The sequence below is a fragment of the Roseovarius sp. D0-M9 genome (assembly GCF_037083805.1).
GTDB lineage: Bacteria > Pseudomonadota > Alphaproteobacteria > Rhodobacterales > Rhodobacteraceae > Roseovarius.
On record NZ_JBAPKZ010000016.1, the window covers coordinates 78,771 to 96,327 of the forward strand.

General features: G+C 65.1%; 14 protein-coding genes. 6 read left to right on the forward strand and 8 right to left on the reverse strand.

All coding sequences use genetic code 11. The features are described from left to right. Positions 1–14: 14 nt before the first annotated feature. Positions 15–923 (reverse strand): polyprenyl synthetase family protein, encoded by a 909-nt coding sequence (locus V8352_RS12080; RefSeq protein WP_336424546.1) that lies wholly within the window; start codon positions 921–923, stop codon positions 15–17. A 112-nt stretch (positions 924–1,035) separates the two neighbouring features. Here V8352_RS12080 and crtD point away from each other — a divergent pair, with 112 nt between their 5' ends. After that, a complete protein-coding gene (gene crtD, locus V8352_RS12085) occupies positions 1,036–2,607 on the forward strand; it encodes a 1-hydroxycarotenoid 3,4-desaturase CrtD (protein WP_336424547.1) in 1,572 nt (523 codons plus the stop codon). Beyond that, complete coding sequence (crtC, locus tag V8352_RS12090; RefSeq protein ID WP_336424562.1) at positions 2,562–3,443, forward strand: carotenoid 1,2-hydratase; 882 nt, start codon at positions 2,562–2,564, stop codon at positions 3,441–3,443. Before crtD ends, crtC begins: the two co-directional genes overlap by 46 nt. 30 nt (positions 3,444–3,473) lie before the next feature. On the opposite strand, the gene tspO is transcribed toward crtC, so the two are convergent. The 3 genes from tspO to V8352_RS12105 are packed head-to-tail and all read right to left on the reverse strand — an operon-like array spanning position 3,474 to position 6,578. Next, the gene (tspO, locus tag V8352_RS12095; protein ID WP_336424548.1) at positions 3,474–3,953 is read right to left on the reverse strand and encodes a tryptophan-rich sensory protein TspO; all 480 of its coding nucleotides are present in this window, start codon (positions 3,951–3,953) and stop codon (positions 3,474–3,476) included. Positions 3,954–3,984: 31 nt separating this feature from the next. Continuing rightward, the gene (gene crtB, locus V8352_RS12100; protein ID WP_336424549.1) at positions 3,985–5,058 is read right to left on the reverse strand and encodes a 15-cis-phytoene synthase; all 1,074 of its coding nucleotides are present in this window, start codon (positions 5,056–5,058) and stop codon (positions 3,985–3,987) included. Further along, on the reverse strand, positions 5,055–6,578 hold the full coding sequence (locus V8352_RS12105; protein WP_336424550.1) for a phytoene desaturase: 1,524 nt from the start codon (positions 6,576–6,578) through the stop codon (positions 5,055–5,057). Before V8352_RS12105 ends, crtB begins: the two co-directional genes overlap by 4 nt. A gap of 201 nt (positions 6,579–6,779) precedes the next feature. Here V8352_RS12105 and crtA point away from each other — a divergent pair, with 201 nt between their 5' ends. Genes crtA through bchO form a run of 4 tightly spaced genes read left to right on the forward strand, consistent with a single transcriptional unit; the run spans position 6,780 to position 11,022 of the window. Next, positions 6,780–7,484 (forward strand): spheroidene monooxygenase, encoded by a 705-nt coding sequence (gene crtA, locus V8352_RS12110; RefSeq protein WP_336424551.1) that lies wholly within the window; start codon positions 6,780–6,782, stop codon positions 7,482–7,484. Continuing rightward, positions 7,481–8,485: a magnesium chelatase ATPase subunit I gene (bchI, locus tag V8352_RS12115; protein ID WP_336424552.1), complete on the forward strand. Its 1,005-nt coding sequence runs from the start codon at positions 7,481–7,483 to the stop codon at positions 8,483–8,485. The genes crtA and bchI overlap by 4 nt, the downstream gene beginning before the upstream one ends. Further along, complete coding sequence (locus tag V8352_RS12120) at positions 8,485–10,161, forward strand: magnesium chelatase subunit D (protein WP_336424553.1); 1,677 nt, start codon at positions 8,485–8,487, stop codon at positions 10,159–10,161. Before bchI ends, V8352_RS12120 begins: the two co-directional genes overlap by 1 nt. 3 nt (positions 10,162–10,164) lie before the next feature. After that, positions 10,165–11,022 carry an alpha/beta fold hydrolase BchO gene (gene bchO, locus V8352_RS12125; RefSeq protein WP_336424554.1) on the forward strand — a complete coding sequence of 286 codons (858 nt, stop codon included), beginning with the start codon at positions 10,165–10,167 and terminating at the stop codon, positions 11,020–11,022. A 14-nt stretch (positions 11,023–11,036) separates the two neighbouring features. Here the strand turns inward: bchO and V8352_RS12130 are convergent, their stop codons facing one another. The 4 genes from V8352_RS12130 to V8352_RS12145 all read right to left on the reverse strand — a co-directional run bounded on the left by V8352_RS12130 (position 11,037) and on the right by V8352_RS12145 (position 17,358). Then, entirely contained in the window at positions 11,037–12,308 is a 1,272-nt protein-coding gene (locus V8352_RS12130; protein WP_336424555.1) for a DUF3422 domain-containing protein, read from the reverse strand. 315 nt (positions 12,309–12,623) lie between these two features. Further along, complete coding sequence (locus V8352_RS12135; RefSeq protein ID WP_336424556.1) at positions 12,624–15,266, reverse strand: TRAP transporter large permease subunit; 2,643 nt, start codon at positions 15,264–15,266, stop codon at positions 12,624–12,626. Positions 15,267–15,287: 21 nt separating this feature from the next. After that, positions 15,288–16,256: a TRAP transporter small permease subunit gene (locus tag V8352_RS12140; RefSeq protein WP_336424557.1), complete on the reverse strand. Its 969-nt coding sequence runs from the start codon at positions 16,254–16,256 to the stop codon at positions 15,288–15,290. A gap of 109 nt (positions 16,257–16,365) precedes the next feature. Then, positions 16,366–17,358 carry a TRAP transporter substrate-binding protein gene (locus tag V8352_RS12145; protein ID WP_336424558.1) on the reverse strand — a complete coding sequence of 331 codons (993 nt, stop codon included), beginning with the start codon at positions 17,356–17,358 and terminating at the stop codon, positions 16,366–16,368. Between the last annotated feature and the right edge of the window lie 199 nt (positions 17,359–17,557).

A 17,557-nucleotide genomic window follows, 5' to 3' on the forward strand; every position in this document is an offset into this window, starting at 1 on the left:
CACTTCGGTCACATCTATTCTCCGGGCACAATACGCGGGATCGAAGCCCGCTGAACTGCCGCGCGCTTGGGCGGCGCGATCGGCGCGAGCTTCTCGGCGTAGCGCTGCACCATCTGGGCCAGCATGGCTTCGCCGGGGCAGGACGGAATCGAGGCGATGGCCCCGCTCAGACTGTCCTTGAGCTTGGACACCGCGCCCTGCACGCCAAAGGCGGCAACGGCATTGGGCCGGCCGTTCAGATCATCCTGCCCCACGGGCTTGCCCAGCGTCTCGGCGTCATAGAGCGTGTCGCGCAGGTCGTCGGCGATCTGAAAGGCGGCACCGATGCGCTCGCCCAGCTCGGCCCATGGCCCCGGCTCCTGCCCGCCCGCGATGGCGCCCATCTTGGTCGCCGCCACAAAGAGCGCGGCCGTCTTGGCGCTGTGGTAGGCCTCCAAGTTGATCTCGGTCTCGCTCTCCCAGCCCTGCCCGGCGCAAATGCCGCCCGGCATACCGGTGTGCTGCGCCAGCGCCAGCACCAGCTTGGCGCTGCGCATGGGGTCGATCTCGGCCACGCGGGCCAGCTCTTCGAACGCGAGGATGATGAGGCTGTCGCCAGCCAGAACGGCCAAGGGCTGCGAGTAAGCGCGATGCACCGAAGGCTTGCCGCGCCGCGTATCGGCGTCGTCGAAACAGGGCAGGTCGTCATGCACCAACGACCCGCAGTGGATTAGTTCGAGCGCGGTGGCCGCGGCATCGGAAATCTCGGTCCGATCCTCGCCGCAAGCCGAGGCGACCCCCAGAAGGATAGTGGGCCTGATGCGCGCGCCTCCGGGCGAGACGGAATACTCCAGAGCCGACGCGAGGCGGCGGGGCGCCGCGCGGGTCTGGCACCGTGTGATGGCCCGCGTCATGGCCGCCTCGATCCGAACTGAGAATGGCATGATGATCCCTCCGGCCAGAATTGTAAGCCAAGCATTACATTTATATGTAAACTAAACTGGACACTTTTCCTGCTTCTGTCAATAATCGAAACGTGAAAGGCAGGCCCATTCCATGGCAGACAACTCTCCCATCGTGATTATCGGCGCGGGCATCGGTGGCCTTGCCGCCGCGCTGAGGCTTGCCCATGCAGGCCAGGCCGTAACTGTTCTCGAGCGTCACGACACTCCGGGCGGGAAACTTCGCACCCTGCCCTCACTGGCCGGTCCGGTGGATGCCGGGCCGACGGTTCTGACGCTGCGCCCGGTGTTCGAGGCGCTGTTTCGGGATGTGGGCGAATCGCTGAACGATCACCTGACGCTGCACCCCGAGACGATCCTCGCGCGGCATTACTGGCCCGATGGCACGATGCTGGACATCGACAGCGATCCGGCGCGCAGCGCCGAGAATGTCGAGGCGGCGTTCGGCAGCCGCGCTCGCCATGACTTTCTCCGCTTTTCGGCCCGCGCCAAGCGCCTCTTCGAAGGGTTCGACGCGCCCATGATGCAAGCCGAAGAGCCCAACCTGACACGGCTTGCAGGCCATGTGATGCGCGATCCGGGTCTGATGCGCGCCATGGCGCCCATGCGCACGCTGGCGCAGATGCTGCGCGCCGAATTTCGCGAGCCGCGCCTTGCCCAGCTTTTTGGGCGCTATGCCACCTATGTCGGCGGCTCGCCCTATGGCGCGCCCGCGATCCTTGGGCTGATCTGGCACGCAGAATCTCAAGGCGTCTGGCGCATTGATGGCGGGATGCACCGCCTTGCGCAGGTTCTCGAGGGGTTGGCGCGCGCGCGCGGCGCTGTCTTTCACTATGGCGCTCATGTCACCGGGCTGGAGCATCACGCAGGCCGGGTGTCGGCCGTCAAAACCAACGCCGCCAGCCATGCTGCCAGCGCGGTCCTTTTCAACGGCGATCCTAATGCACTCAGCGCAGGCGCACTCGGGCAGGCGGCGCGCGGGGCCATCCCCGCCAAGGCCACTGCACCGCGCAGCCTGTCGGCCAATGTCATGGCCTTCGCGGCCAAGCCATCCGGGCCCCCTCTGGCCCATCATACGGTGTTCTTCAACGCCGACCCCGAAGCCGAGTTTCGCGCGCTCGAGCGGGGGCAGACCTACCCCGATCCCACCCTTTACATCTGCGCGCAGGACCGGCGCGGCACCACCGCACCCGGCGGCCCCGAACGGTTCGAGATCATCATGAACGCCGCGCCAGAGGCAGGCACGCCCCCCAGCCCCCAGACGGAAGAGACAAAATGCCAAACGATCATTCTGAGCACGCTCGAACGCTTCGGCCTGACCTTCAGTCCGGACCCCGAGCCAAGGACGCTCACGACGCCGGGGATGTTCGACCAGCTCTTTCCGCACAGCCACGGATCGCTCTACGGGCGATCCCCGCACGGGATGATGGCGGCCTTTGCACGCCCAACGGCGCGGACGCAGCTACGGGGGCTTTATCTGGCGGGGGGCGGGGCGCATCCGGGGGCGGGTCTGCCGATGGCCACCCTCTCCGGCAGGCATGCGGCCGAGGCGATCTTGAAGGACCGAATTTCGACCTCGCCGTCCCGCCGAACGGCTATGCCTGGTGGTATGTCGACGGCATCAGCGACGACGGCACCCGCGCCATCTCGATCATCGGGTTCATAGGGTCGGTCTTTTCGCCGTGGTATGCGTGGTCGGGGCGCGGCGCGCCGGAAAATCACGTCTGCCTCAACGTGGCCACCTACGGGCCGGGCGGACGCTTTGCCATGACCGACCGGGGGCGCGCGGCCCTGCGCCAGTCGCGCGACTGCCTGACAATCGGCCCCTCGTCCATGCGATGGCAGGAGGGCCGCCTGATCATCGACATCGACGAAGTGTCCGGACCGCCCATCATTTCGCGCATGCGCGGGCGCGTGACACTGACGCCCGAGGCGATCACCTCGGTGGAATTGCCGCTGAAGGCAGATGGCAGCCATGTCTGGCGCCCTTTCGCGCCCTCCAGCAGCATCGACGTGGCGCTCGAGGCGCCGGGCTGGACATGGCCCGGGCACGGCTATTTCGATGCCAACTTCGGCACGGCAGCGCTCGAGGATGATTTCAGCTTCTGGACGTGGAGCCGGTATCCCACCGCCTCGGGGGCGACCTGCATCTATGATGCGGCGCTGCGGGACGGCACCGAGCTGAATTCTGCGTTCCACTTCGGGCGGGATGGCGCGGCCAAGGTGACGGACGCGCCGCCACGCACCGGATTCAAACGCAGCCTGTGGCAAGTGAAGCGCGAGACGCGCGCCGATCCCGGAACGGTGCCGCGTCAGGTTCTGCCGATGCTGGATGCGCCCTTCTACTCCCGCTCGGCGGTGACGACGCGGCTGAATTGCGAGACCGTTACAGGGGTGCATGAGGCGCTCGATCTCGATCGCTTCGCCTCAAGATTGGTCAAGCCGATGCTGGCCTGCCGCGTGCCGCGCCGCGCCGGGTGGCACTTTGACAGCGGCCCCTGAAGAACACGCCAAAGTAAGCGGCCCAGAGGCCTAGATGTCTGCGGGGCGCAGCTCCGGCTCGTTCGGGTTCAGACGCGCGACCGCGAGGTTTAGCGCGCCCGCGATGGTCACCCAGATCAGGTATGGGACAAAGGCCAGCCCCGCGATGAAATCCAGCTGAAAATGTGTGATCGTTGCGCCAAGGACCGCCACCCAGAGGCAGGCCATGACCGGCAGCGCACCCCTAAGCTTGCGCAGGCCGAAAAAGACCGGCGTCCAGAGTGCGTTGAACGCGATCTGCATCGCCCAGAAGCCCATCGCATACTCGCTGCCCGGCAGGCCGGCAACGCGGGAACCCGCAAAGGCGATCAGCAGATAGATCGACGTCCACATGATCGGAAACGCCCAGTTGGGCGGCGTCCATGACGGCTTGTTCAGGCGTTGATACCATTCCCCGGTGGGGAACATGGCGCCCGTGGCACCGGCACCGAAACAGGCGGCCAGAAAAATGGCGAACAGCAGAATATCCATGGCGGCACCCTCTCGAATAAGAGGGTCAGTATCAAGCCCGGTGGCTCTGCTGTCCAGCCACAGAATCCTGCGCCTTGAGATCGGCCAGCGTCTGAAGCAGCGCGCCCGTGCGTCCGATCCCCCATGAAGGCCCGACCTTGCCACGCTCGGCAACCGCTTCGACGAGAAAGGCGACCTCGGGCAGCGGAGGCGCAAAAAGGGTCGCAGGCTGCGGCATCAGCGCCGATGCGGTGGCATATCCCGCTGATTTGCCCAGCCAACCCAGCTTTTGCAGCTTGGTCGTGCGGGCGCGCCGGGTGATCGAATCGTAGCCCTGCCGGCGCAGCTCAGCCCCGATCCCCGCGTAGATGAAACGCGCGGCATAAATGCCCGTGCGCGCACGGTGCGGCAGGCGCGGTACTCCCGCCTCGGACCGGATATAGAGCTTGCGCGCCTCGCTCAGTAGGCGCGCGATCATCGCGCGGACCTCGGGGCTGGCCTCGGGTCGGGCCAGAAAATCCTCGGGCGCGATCCCCGCCTCTCTCAGCCAGCTCAGCGGCAGGTAAATCCGCCCGGCGCGTGCATCCTCGCCCACGTCGCGGGCGATATTGGTCAGCTGCATCGCAACGCCCAGATCACAGGCACGCGCCAGCGCATGGGCATCGCGCACGTCCATCAGCACGCACATCATCGCCCCAACGGCGCTGGCGACGCGCGCGGAGTAGGCGTAAAGATCACTCAGCGTTTCATAGCGCCGCTCTTCGGCGTCCCACGCCAGCCCCTCCAGCAGCGCCTCGGGCAGCGGGCGGGGCATATGGTAGCGCGCGACGATGGCGGCAAAGGCGCGGTCCTCGGGCGTGTCGCGCGGCGCTCCTGCATAGACCCGGTCAAGACGGTCGCTGAGGTCCAAGACCGCCTGCGCCTTGTTGCCGCCCTCGTCGACCTCGTCATCCGACAGGCGGCAAAACGCATAGAGCGCCAGCGCCGGATCGCGCACGGCGGCAGGCAGCACCCGCGAGGCCGTGTGAAACGACAAAGACCCCGTGCGGATTACGGCACGGCAATGCGCGAGGTCATCCGGCGCGATGCCGTGTCCCTTGCCATATGTCTGCACCCGCGCGGTCATTCCGCCGCCAGCCTCTGCTCGAAGGCGGGCGCATCGGGCACCAGCTTGCCCAGCACTTCGGCACTGGAAATGACGCCAGGCAGGCCCGCGCCGGGATGCGTTCCGGCCCCCACCAGATAAAGGCCGCGCGCCTCTTCGCTGACGTTGTGCGGACGAAACCACGCGCTTTGCAGGATGCGCGGCTCGATCGAAAAGCCCGAGCCGTAGGGCGACAGATACCGATCGCGGAAATCCTCGGGCGTGAAGGCCATCGAGGCCGACAGCACGCCTTCGAAACCCGGAATGACCTTCTCAAGCTCAGCCGCCATCTTGCGCTGATAGCGTGCGCCCTCCTGCGCCCAATCCACCGGATTGGCATGGCCCAGATGCGGCACCGGCGAGAGGGCATAAAAGGTGTCGTCGCCCTCGGGCGCTGCGCCGGGGTCAGTTATCGTCGGGCGGTGCAGATAGATACTCATGTCGTCCGACAGCTTGCCCTTCATGAAGATGTCGTCGATCAGCCCCTTGTAGCGCGGCCCGTTGAGGATGGTGTGGTGCCCCACGTCAGACCATTTGCCCGCCGTACCCTTGGTGCCGAAATACCAGACATAAAGGCCCATGGACCACCGCTGGCGCGCCAGCTTGGCCGGGGACCAACGGCGCTTGGGCAGATTGCGCAAAAGGCGGGTATAGGTGTGGCCGGCGTCCGCGTTGCTGACCACGACATCGGCGCGCATGGCCTGCCCGTCCATGAGGCGCACGCCCGTCGCGGCGCCATCCTTGACCGTGATCTCATCGACCTCGGCGCCTTGGCGCACCATGCCGCCCTGCCCACGGATCACAGCCACCATCGCATCGGCAATCGCCTGCACGCCGCCGACGGCATAATGCACGCCGAACGCCTTTTCCAGATGACACACCAGCGCATAGATCGACGTGACGCGAAAGGGGTCGCCCCCGATGAAAAGCGGGTGAAACGACAGCGCCATACGCAGCCGCGGATCCTTGACGCGGGCCGCCACATGGGCATGCACCGGACGGTCAGCGCGCAGCCGGGCAAAGGTGGGCAGCACCTTCACGATGTCCATCAGGCGATTCATAGGGCTGCGCCCAAGCTCCTCAAAGCCGAAGGCATAGCGCGCCTCGCTTTCGCGCAGGAAGCGGCGATAGCCCTTGACGTCGCCGGGACTGAGGCGGGCAACCTCGGCCACCATCTGCTCGGTGTCGCCAGTCGCATTGAAGCGCGAGCCATCGGGCCAGCGGATCTCGTAGTAGGGATCCAATGGGCGCAGATGGACGTCCTTGCGGAAATCCGCACCACAGGCGGCCCATAGCTCCTCAAAGAGCTGCGGCACCGTCACGATGGTCGGTCCAAGGTCGAAGCGGTGGCCCTTTTCAGTGATCGAACTGCCGCGCCCGCCCGCGCGATCCAGCCGGTCGAGAACCGTCACGTGATAGCCCTTGGCCCCCAGACGCATGGCCGAGGCCAGACCGCCAAGCCCGCCGCCGACCACGATTGCAGTATTTCCGGCTAAGCTCATGTCATCCCCCGGCTCATGTCATCTCATCCAAGACTACATGTGTCCAGTTTGGTTGACAACTATCCTCTACGCCTGCCCCCAAGTTTTATAAACGGCCCTGATAACATAGGGAATTCGCGCCCAATCCATGCTTTCAATGCTACGCTTAATGTGTCAGGATTGCTTTACGCTGCGGGGTGACCGCAAGGAGTCGGGCTGAAAATGGGACAAATCGTGACACTCAGCTTTCACCGCTTCGAAGGGCTGCGCGCGCAGGTCTGGGCGTTTGCCATGATGGGCCTTGCGCGCCGCGAGATGGCCCGCGTGCCCGGCATCGGCTTTTGGAAGCTGTGCGGCTCGGGCACCGGCGCCGGATTCACCCCCCGCCCAAACCTTTCGGTTTATGCGATCCTTGCCACCTGGCCCGATGCTCAGACGGCGCGCGCCGCGCTGACCGGCGGCGGCATCCTGGGCCGCTACCGCAGCCGCGCCGCCGAGACGTGGAGCGTGCTTTTGTCGCCCACGTCGGCGCGCGGGGCATGGTCGGGGCGCGCGCCCTTCGTGCCCGGCGACGCCGAGCAGCCAGCGGCGCTTGCCGCGCTGACCCGCGCGACGATCCGCCCCTCGGTGCTGGCCCGTTTCTGGCGGCGCGTGCCGGATATCTCCGCCGTGATCGGCGGCAACTCGGGCGTCATCTTCAAGATCGGGATCGGGGAGGTGCCATGGCTGCATCAGGTCACATTCTCGATCTGGCCGGACAGCCAGAGCATGGCCAACTTCGCCCGCACCGGCCACCATGCCGACGCGATCCGCGCCGTGCGCGCGGAAAACTGGTTCAGCGAAGAGCTATACGCGCGCTTTGCCGTCCATTCGGATATCGGCACCTGGAATGGTGCCTCGCCCCTCGCCTTATCGGAGCCTGCATGACCCAGCCCTTCCCCTTCTCCGCCATCGTCGGCCAGGACGAGATGAAACTGGCGATGATCCTGACGGCCGTGGATCCCTCGATCGGCGGCGTTCTGGTCTTTGGCGATCGGGGCACCGGCAAGTCCACCGCCGTGCGCGCGCTGGCCGCGCTGCTGCCCCGCATCACCGCGGTCGAGGGGTGCCCGGTCAATGCCGCCAAGCCGGCCAACTGCCCCGAATGGGCCAAGGTCACCGGCACAAGGACGCATGACATTCCGACCCCGGTGGTCGATTTGCCCCTCGGGGCCAGCGAAGACCGCGTGACCGGCGCATTAGATATCGAGCGGGCGCTGGTCGACGGTGAAAAGGTGTTTCAGCCGGGACTGCTGGCGAGCGCCAACCGCGGATACCTCTATATCGACGAGGTGAACCTGCTGGAGGATCACATCGTCGACCTGCTGCTGGATGTCGCCCAATCGGGCGAGAATGTGGTCGAGCGTGAGGGCCTGTCGATCCGCCATGCCGCCCGCTTTGTTCTGGTCGGGTCGGGCAACCCCGAGGAGGGGGAATTGCGCCCCCAGCTTCTCGATCGCTTCGGCCTTTCGGTGGATGTGGCCTCGCCCACGGACATCTCTCAGCGGGTCGAGGTTCTGCGCCGCCGCGATGCTTTTGAAAACGACAAATCCGCCTTCATGGTGCGCTGGCAGGCCGAGGATGCGACCATCCGCGAACAGATCCTGACGGCCCGCATCGCGCTGAAATCCCTCAAGCCCGATGATGCGACCCTGCACGACGTTGCCGAGCTGTGCATCGCGATGGGGTCAGACGGGGTGCGAGGCGAACTGGCCCTTCTGAAGGCCGCGCGCGCCTATGCTGCCTACCGCGACGATACCGCCATTTCGCGCGACCACATCCGCGCGGTCGCGCCGCTTGCCCTGCGTCACCGGCTGCGCCGCGATCCGCTGGACGACGCGGGATCGGGTGCGCGCGTCGGCCGCGTCATCGAAACCGTGCTGGGCTGATGGACAGCGCGCCACATCCGGCATGGACGCGCGCGATGCTGGCGCTGCACCTCGTGGCGATCGACCCTGCCGGATTGGGCGGCATCGTGCTGCGCGCCCGCAGCGGTCCGGCGCGCGATGCTTTTCTGGCCGCGCTTGGCCGGTATCCGCGTCCTGCCGCAAAACTGCATCCCGACATGACCGATGACGCGCTCTTTGGCGGGCTGGACCTCAACGGCACTCTGTCGACAGGCCGACTGGTGCAGCAGGCCGGGCTGCACTCCCATGACGGACCGCTGCTGTTGCCCATGGCCGAGCGCACGCGCCTGCAACTGGCCGCGCGTCTGGCCGCGATGATGGACAAGGGGCGCAACCATCCCGTCATCGCGCTGGACGAGGCGGCAAGCGAGGACGAGGGCGTGCCTGCCGCATTGGCCGAGCGGCTGGCCTTTCACCTCGATCTGGACGGTATGACGCTGGCCAATATCGCGCCGCTGGACGCCGACCTGCCCGCGCCCGCGCCCTTGCCCCGCATTGGCGAGGCGCAGATCGAGCAGATTGCCCTGCTGGCCGAAGCCTTCGGCGTGCGCAGCCCGCGCGCCGCCTGCCTTGCGATGCGCGCCGCCGCTGCACATGCCGCCCTTCAAGGGCGCCCCGATGTCATCGACGCAGATATCGAGATCGCCGCCGCGCTGGTCCTTGCGCCCCGCGCCACCCGGCTGCCGGACCGCGAAGAGGACGAGGAGCCCGAAGAGCAAGAAGAGCAGCAACAACGGCCCGAAGCCCCCGATGACGCGGATACCGAGCAGGACGCGCGCCAATCAGACCCGATCCCTGATGACATGCTGATCGAGGCGGTGCTGGCCCTTTTGCCCGAGGATATGCTGGCGCGCATCGCGGGCGGCAGACAGCGCACCGCCAGTGGCGAGGGCAGCGGCGATGCGCGCACCGGCAATCGCCGGGGCCGCCCTGTCCCGCCGCGCAAAGGGCGCCTTGGCGGGGCGGCGCGGCTCGATCTGATCGCAACGCTGCGCGCTGCGGCCCCATGGCAAAAGGCGCGCGCGGTGCAGCGCCCGGATCACGCCGGGCTGCATATCCGCCCAGCCGACATCCACCTGCGCAGATATGAGCAGAAATCGGACCGCCTTCTGATCTTTGTCGTCGATGCCTCCGGCTCGGCGGCAATGACGCGGCTGGCCGAGGCCAAGGGCGCGGTCGAATTGATGCTGGCCGCTGCCTATGCCCGGCGCGACCACGTCGCGCTGGTTGCCTTTCGTGCCGATAGCGCCGAGGTGCTGCTGACGCCCACGCGCTCGCTCGTGCGGACCAAACGGCAGTTGGCCGCCCTGCCCGGCGGCGGCGCAACGCCGCTTGCAACGGGGCTGCGCGCCGCGCTCGACATGGCGCGCAGCGCGCGGCAGCGCGGCATGACACCGACGCTGGCGGTGCTGACCGATGGGCGCGCGAACATCACGCTGGAGGGCGTGCCGGACCGCGCCCGAGCGGCAGAGGACGCCACGGACATCGGCCGCGCCATCGCCGCCAGCGGAACCGAAGCGCTCGTCGTCGATATGGGCAATCGCCCCGAACCTGCGCTGAAATCGCTGGCCGCCACGATGAACGCGCATTATTTCGTATTGCCGCGCGCAGATGCGCGGCGCATCTCGGACGCCGTCGCCTCCGTCATGGACGGCTGAGCCATGCGCTGGCCCGAGGATGCGGCGGGCTGGCCGCTCTGTGATAACTCCCGCAGAATCCTGCACCGCCCGCACCGCTGGCACGTGCAGGAAATGGGCGCGGGGCCCACCCTTTTGCTGCTGCATGGCGCGGGGGGGGCCACGCACAGCTGGCGGGGGCTGATGCCTTTGCTGGCCGAGCGCTTTCACGTGATTGCCGTCGATCTGCCCGGCCATGGCTTTACCCAATCGGGCGCGCGCCAGCGCAGCGGGCTGGACGATATCGCCGCCGATCTGGCCTCCCTGATCGCTGGCGAGGGGTGGGACGTAGAGGGGCTGGTCGGCCATTCGGCCGGCGGCGCGATCGCCCTTGCGCTGGCACCCTTGCTGGAGGCCCCAAGGCTCAGGGTCGTCACGCTAAATGCCGCGCTCTCGAATTTCGAGGGGGTGGCGGGATGGCTGTTTCCGCGGCTGGCCAAGCTTTTGGCCCTGACGCCTTTCACGGCGGATCTGTTTTCCGCCACAGCCTCGTCCAGCGCGAGTGTCAGGCGTCTCATCGAGGGGACCGGATCGACATTGCCGCCCGAAGGCCTTGCGCTTTATAGGCGCCTTGTCGCGGACCGCTCGCACGTGGACGGCACGCTGGCCATGATGTCGCAATGGTCGCTCGATGGCCTGATGGGCCGCTTGGGGCAGATCACCTGCCCGGTTCTGATGATCGCAGGCGAGGGCGACACGGCTGTCCCGCCAGCAGTGTCGGCAGAGGCGGCCAAGCGGCTGCCCCAAGCCCAGCTGCGCATGGTCCCAAACCTCGGCCACCTCATGCACGAGGAAGATCCCGGCGCAATCGCGGAAATCATTGGCGCGTTCATGGCGTCCTGAGACGCCGCGCGCACTCAGGCACTTTTCTCCCAGCGGGAGCGCAGGCGATGCAGCGAAAACCAGACCGCGAAGAGGACGACCGGCACCGAAACCGCCAGCAGGGTCGTATGCGGGAGCGCAGGCGCAAGCGACGGCCCCGCCGCCTTGAGCACATAAGACAGTAGGCCCACCGCGTAATAGGTGATCGCCACGGCCGACAGCCCCTCGACCGTCTGCGCGATCAGCACCTGCTTGCGGTTGCGCGCATCCAGCGACTTCAAAAGCACCTGATTGTCGCGGTTCAGCGTCAGGTCGATCCGCGTGCGCAAGAGCGACAGCGCCTGTGACAGATCGTCGATCAGTGTCTTTTGCCGCGCGCCGATGCTGTCGATCGTCGCCATGCTCGGCTCCAGCCGCGAGCGGACAAAGCCGCTGATGGTTTGCAGATCGTCCAGCTTCTCCTCCTCCAGCGAGGTCAGGCGTTGCTGCACGAGGTTGTAGTAGGCCAGGCTGGCGGAAAAGCGAAAGCGCGTCGATGCTCTGAGGGCATTACTTTTCTGCAAAAGGCCCGACAGCGCCTCGAAGAGCTTTTCGTCGTTCTCGATACTCTCCGACCCCATGGAGCCGACGACCTCGATCAGGCGGTTTTCATCCTCGGCCAGGCTCTCGCCAGTACGCCGGGCGATGGGCAGGCCCAAAAGGCAGAGCGTGCGATAGGTCTCCATCTCGATCAGGCGCTGGACGCGGCGGCCGGTTTCCTCGGGCGAGGCCTGAGGCGTCGCGACGTGATAGGTGATGAACCCAGCCGCATCGGGGATGAGCGTGGAATGCACCGCCATGCCGCCGCGCATCGTGCCACCCAGCGCGCGACCCTGCCGTGCGGCGGCCTTGCTCTTGCGTGTCAGCGGGCCGGTGACTTCGACCTTGGTCAGAGTGATCGCCTCCACCTCGTCCACGGCGGCGATATCCATCAAGAGGCGCGACGTGGCGGCCGCGTCGCCGTCTTGCGAGATCAGCAGGGTCACAGACATGAATTCGGTATGCTGTTCCAGCTTGAGACCATAGCCGTCGCACTGCTTCATCCAGTGGCGCGTGTTCTTGGCCTCGTGGTCGATGCCGAATATCTCAAAGAGGCGCATGCGCGCGGTGGCAGAGCAATCAATGCCCAGATGCATGATCGTGTCACCGGGGCCTGCGGGCATCGGCGGGCGCGCATGAGGTTCGGCCACAACCGTCTCGCGATCGACGTGAAAGGTCCATTCGGGCGTGGTTGTGGCGGGCTCTTTGTGAGGTGCAGTCAAGCTCATCTTACCTTTCGATCATCGCCCTGGCGACACGGGGTCGCGGCCTAGCAGCCCAGAGGTCTGCTACGCACCTCGGACGATAGCTTTTCTGGGGACGTTGCGTAAGGCGTCTTGGGGCCGCCTGCGCCGATCTGTCGCCGCAGGCGCGCGAATTTGGCGCAAGCTGCCCGGTAAATGATCGCGCAGCCATGGGCGCGAGCGGCCTGTCCACAGCCACCGCCAAGCGACGTGAGGCCGCCACGCCAAACCCACGCCGCTTGGCCAAAGCGGCGCGGGCGTTTGGCAAAGCCGCGCAGATGGCCAGGCCCGGAACCTGCCTCAGAAACTCAGCGAGATATCGCGGTGCTTGGAATTGCACTCAGCGACAAAGATCGCCTGCTCCTGCGGTAGTTTTGGCTGTTGGCGCAGGCCGATGGTGCCACTGATGGCCGCCTCATAGGCTTGCAACTCTGGCAAAAGCTCGTCTGTCGCACGGGTGCGCCAGGCCAGTTCGGATGCAAACACCTCCTGCGCCTCTTCCACGCTGTCCAGCGCGCGCTCGACATTCGGCGTGCGGGCGTCGATCTGCCGGCGGGCATCGGACAAAAGGCCACGAATGTCGTTGCCACCCGCAACATCGCCAAAGAGGCGCTCGACCTCAGTAAAGCGCACATCCGCCGTCTCGCCGTCCATGCCTGCGGCATCCTCGGCCAGCGCATCCAGCGGTGCCTGAATCTCGGCCAGCGCATCGGCGGACTCGATATACGCGATCAATTCTACCAGCGGCCCATAGGCCTGATCGACGGTGCGGCGATAGAGGCCGCGCGCCCGGCGGTCATTGGCGGTGAGCCGGCTATAGGCGGCCTCGGCCTCGTCCCATTCGGCGGGCACCGCATCAAGGTATTCCTGACGCTCGGCCTCCATCCGCTCCACTCGAGCTTGCAGCGCCTCGGTATCGCCCCAGCCGCGACTGATCTGCGTGCGCAGGTCCTCCAGCTCGCTTTCGATCCGGCGCGCTTGCGCTTGCAGTGCGCGCACTTCCTTGTGCAAGGGTCGGTAGGCAATGGCCTCCTCTTCCAGCCCGGCCTCGATGGTCTCGATTTCGTCCATCAGGTCAAACGACTCCTCTGCCTTGTCGAGGCCACGCTCAAAATCGCTCTGCACGTTGCTGGGCAGATAGGACAGATCGAGGCCCCGCGCCCGGTCGATGGCCGATCTGATTGCAGAGCCGTTTTCCCCAAATTCCTGCGACACGTAATTCTCGATGCAGTATTGCAGCGCGGGGTTGACCGGCGGCGGCGCCGTTTCGGCGGTCAGCGAGCTGCGCATCGGCAGGTAGTTCACCAGCGGCGGGAAATAGGCCACGATCACCAGCGAGAGAAGTTGCAGCCCGATGAAGGGCAACACACCAATGTAGATCTGAATGGTCTTGACCGCCTTGGATGCGACCCCGCGCAAGTAGAAGAGCGCAAAGCCGAAGGGCGGCGTGAGGAAAGATGTCTGCAGGTTCAGGCCGATCATGACGCCCAGCCAGACTGCCGTGATATTGGCCTCGGGATCGGCCAGAAGGATTGGCGCGACGATGGGCACCACGACCACCGCAATCTCGATGAAGTCGAGAAAGAAGCCCAAGACGAAGATCACCGCCATGACGATGGCGAACTTGGTCCAGAAACCGCCCGGTAGCCCTTCGAGGTAGTGTTTGACCAGCTCCTCGCCGCCGAACGCGCGGAAGGCCGCCGTCAGCATCGCGGCGCCCAGAAGGATGATGAAGACAAGGGAGGTCGTCTTGGCCGTTTCCACCATGACACCGGCCAGCGCCCCTTCGCTGATGTAGGCGCGATACCCGCTCCACGCGATGGCGATGACGGTCAGGACAACGCCGATGATGGCGATGTTGATGCCGAAGGTGTCATCGGCGCTCTGGATGTTCTGGACGTTGGTGTTGTAGTTGGCCAGCGTGAAGGTGATGATGGCGAGGCCCAGCAAGGCCATGATTGCCGGTACGAATTGCAATCTGCCGCCGGGATGCAGCCTGTATCCGGCCATCACCAATGCACCGACCGCGCCGATGGCCCCCGCCTGATTGACCGTCGCGATGCCGCCGATGATCGACCCCAGAACAAGCACGATCAGCGCCAGCGGAGGCACCATCGCCAGCAAGACCTTGCCCAGAAAACGCATGTCATAGTCGCCCTCGAAAGGGACCGCAGGCGCAAGACGTGGGCGGATGATGGCAATCGCCAGAATGAGGAGGATGTAGAGGCCCACCAGAACAAGCCCCGGCACCAGCGCGCCCAGAAACATTTCGCCCGCACTGGTCGAGAGCACGCCGAATTCCGACGGCATGACGATCTCTCCGGTGACTTCCTTGTAGAGCGCCTGGCGCGCTTGGCCCGCCTGATCGGCCGCCGAAGCGAGTTGGTCAGCAAGGATGATGAGCACAATCGAGGGCGGGATGATCTGGCCCAGCGTGCCCGAGGACGCAATGATGCCCGACGAGAGCGAGTTGGAGTATCCATTGCGCATCATCGCGGGCAGCGAAATAAGGCCCATCGCGACGACGGTGGCACCGACGATGCCCGTGGTTGCCGCCAGAAGCGCGCCGACAATGACGACCGATATGCCCAGACCGCCCGGCACCGGCCCGAAGAGCTGCGCCATGGTAACCAGCAGGTCTTCGGCGATCTTGGAGCGCTGAAGCATGATCCCCATGAAGATGAAGAGCGGGATGGCGATCAGCGTGTCTCGCTCAGGCTCCCAATAGACGCCCCTGAGGTTGGTGACGCCCGAGCTCAGCCACTGGCCCGGCCCGCCGGATGCGAAATATGCGTCAACGTCGCCAGTAAAGAGATAGCCCGTCCCCGCCGCAAGAAGGATGGTGATGATCGCGGCGCCCGGCAGCGAAAAGGCCACCGGATACCCCGACCCCAGCGCAAAGCCCATGATGAGGATGAGCATCAGAAGAAAGACAATTTCCATACCTGCGAGCCTCGTCCTTTTTTATATCATGTCGGCGTGCGTCGTGCGCGCGCCCGGCTCACCGCGCTTGTCAGCGATAGCCTCAAAGAATTGAGCGACGAATTGCACCATCATCGTGACCGCAAAGACGGCCAGAAACCCGGCCATGAAATACTTCACATACATCCCGAAGCCCGATTGCGTGACCTCGAACACGAGGATCGGCCCGACGATGCTGCTGGAGGATGAGGCGAAACCGACGATCAGAATAGTCCAGGACAGAAGCATCCCCAAAAGAACCGCGCCCCACGCGTTGACGCGCCCCTGCGCCTCGCGGCGCATGCTGGCATAAAGCAGATCAACTCGCACATGGCCGTCCTCGTAAAGGGTATAGGCCGAGGCAAAGAGGAAGAGCGCGCCATACCAGAAGCGCACGAGATCGGCCATGAAGGCCTGCTCGTATGAAAAGACGAAGCGGCTGAAGACAATCAAGAGTTCAGCGATGACGACCATGAGCGTCAGCCAGATGAAGCCGAGTGAGCGCGTGACGGCACCGATCACAATGCCGATCACCACGAGCGGGAGGTGGAAGTAGAGACCGCGGAATTCGGCGCGCCCGAGGTTTCCAGCCAGTTCAGCGCCGACCGCGTTTTCAAGCATCCCGTTGACACGCATGAACGAGACAAGGGCATCGCCGGCACCGATCAGAAGAACGACCCAGAAAGCCGCCCGGATGAGAAATGTGTTGGCCGCGGTAACGCGCGCGGCCTCGGCGCGCAAGGATGCGTGCGGCGAGCGGATGACCAGCGTGATCGCCAGCGCGACGGCTGCGGCATAGACACCGATCTGCACGAATGCCCCGGCACCCCCGCCCGAAAGCACGCCAAGTGCGCCGGGGAAATCAAACCAGAACGTCAGGACTGCATTGACCAGAAAGGCGGTCATGAGGGCCAGCATTGTCCAACCGAACATGCGGACAACCGGCGCAGGCGCGCCTTGTGCATCTTTCATCAGTTAACCCCCCTAACGTGCTCTGCGGCACTGCGATTGGAACCGGGCCAGAGAGCATTCCGGCCCGGTCATGGACGGCCCATGGGCCGACGCGATCCAGATGAGACGATCAGATATTCAGGAAGCGGTTGCGCTTGACCACATAGGGCGCGTCGGACAGGTTCGACCATGCACCGACGTTATTGCGCGCATCGAGGAAGCTGTCGATGATCTCGGCCGCAAGCTCGCTATGGTCGCGCGTCTCTTCGATAACCTCTTCAGATGCGGCACCGAAGGCCTCATAGATGTCATCGTTGAACTCGCGCAGCTCGACACCGTAATCGTTGATGAGACGATTGAGGTAGATACCGTTGTTGTAGTTGGTCTCTGCCGTCTGCATCGCGTTTTCCTCGGCACAGCACAGCGTGATGATGAGCTTGTCGTTGTCGGAAAGCGACGACCAGAACTCGGTATTCATACCCAGGCTCACCTGGCTTCCGGGCTCGTGCATGCCGGGCCAGTAGTAATACTGGGCCGCTTCATAGAGCTTGAGGAAGAAGTCGTTCCATGGGCCCACCCACTCGGTCGCGTCAATGGCGCCCGAAACGAGGTTTTCGTAGATCTGACCACCCGGAACCGAAACGGGCGAGGCGCCGACCTTGGACATGACGTCGCCACCAAGACCCGGAATACGCATCTTGAGCCCCCTGAGGTCGTCGGGCGAGTTGATCTCCTTGTTGAACCAGCCGCCCATTTGCAGGCCGGTGTTGCCGCAGGGAATCCCCTTGATGCCAAACTCGCTACCGATCTTGTCCAACAGTTCCTGGCCGCCGCCAAACTTCATCCAGGCGTCCATTTCGGTATAGGTCAGGCCGAACGGCACAGCGGTAAAAACCGCCCAGGCAGGATGCTTGCCCTTCCAGTAATAATCGCAGCCGATATACGCCTGTGCGTTGCCTGACGCGACCTCATCAAAGCTGTCGAACGCGCCGACGCGTTCGCCTGCTGCGAAATACTGCACCGCGATGCGGCCCTCGGTCGCTTCCTCGATGCGCTCGGCAAGGCGCTGTGCGCTGGTGCCCAGACCGGGGAAATCGCGGCCCCAGGTCGATACGATGGACATTTCAATACGATCTTGCGCAATCGCCGGCGCGGCAAGCGCGGATGCGGCAGCTCCTCCTGTCGCAACTTTAAGAAACTTGCGTCTCTCCATTAACAGGCTGCTGAATAAGTCGGGCTTGAAGGACGTTGTTCCTGCCGCATGGATTTCAAGGCGGTTCTCTGTGGCATCGGCGGCGGACGCCCGGTTTGGGATGCTCCGT

Bases quoted from the DNA above. Each gene is read 5' to 3' on its own strand.
- V8352_RS12080 (WP_336424546.1), bottom strand. From the start codon at position 923: ATGCCATTCTCAGTTCGGATCGAGGCGGCCATGACGCGGGCCATCACA.
- crtD (WP_336424547.1), top strand. From the start codon at position 1,036: ATGGCAGACAACTCTCCCATCGTGATTATCGGCGCGGGCATCGGTGGC.
- tspO (WP_336424548.1), bottom strand. From the start codon at position 3,953: ATGGATATTCTGCTGTTCGCCATTTTTCTGGCCGCCTGTTTCGGTGCC.
- crtB (WP_336424549.1), bottom strand. From the start codon at position 5,058: ATGACCGCGCGGGTGCAGACATATGGCAAGGGACACGGCATCGCGCCG.
- V8352_RS12105 (WP_336424550.1), bottom strand. From the start codon at position 6,578: ATGAGCTTAGCCGGAAATACTGCAATCGTGGTCGGCGGCGGGCTTGGC.
- crtA (WP_336424551.1), top strand. From the start codon at position 6,780: ATGGGACAAATCGTGACACTCAGCTTTCACCGCTTCGAAGGGCTGCGC.
- bchI (WP_336424552.1), top strand. From the start codon at position 7,481: ATGACCCAGCCCTTCCCCTTCTCCGCCATCGTCGGCCAGGACGAGATG.
- V8352_RS12120 (WP_336424553.1), top strand. From the start codon at position 8,485: ATGGACAGCGCGCCACATCCGGCATGGACGCGCGCGATGCTGGCGCTG.
- bchO (WP_336424554.1), top strand. From the start codon at position 10,165: ATGCGCTGGCCCGAGGATGCGGCGGGCTGGCCGCTCTGTGATAACTCC.
- V8352_RS12130 (WP_336424555.1), bottom strand. From the start codon at position 12,308: ATGAGCTTGACTGCACCTCACAAAGAGCCCGCCACAACCACGCCCGAA.
- V8352_RS12135 (WP_336424556.1), bottom strand. From the start codon at position 15,266: ATGGAAATTGTCTTTCTTCTGATGCTCATCCTCATCATGGGCTTTGCG.
- V8352_RS12140 (WP_336424557.1), bottom strand. From the start codon at position 16,256: ATGAAAGATGCACAAGGCGCGCCTGCGCCGGTTGTCCGCATGTTCGGT.
- V8352_RS12145 (WP_336424558.1), bottom strand. From the start codon at position 17,358: ATGTCCATCGTATCGACCTGGGGCCGCGATTTCCCCGGTCTGGGCACC.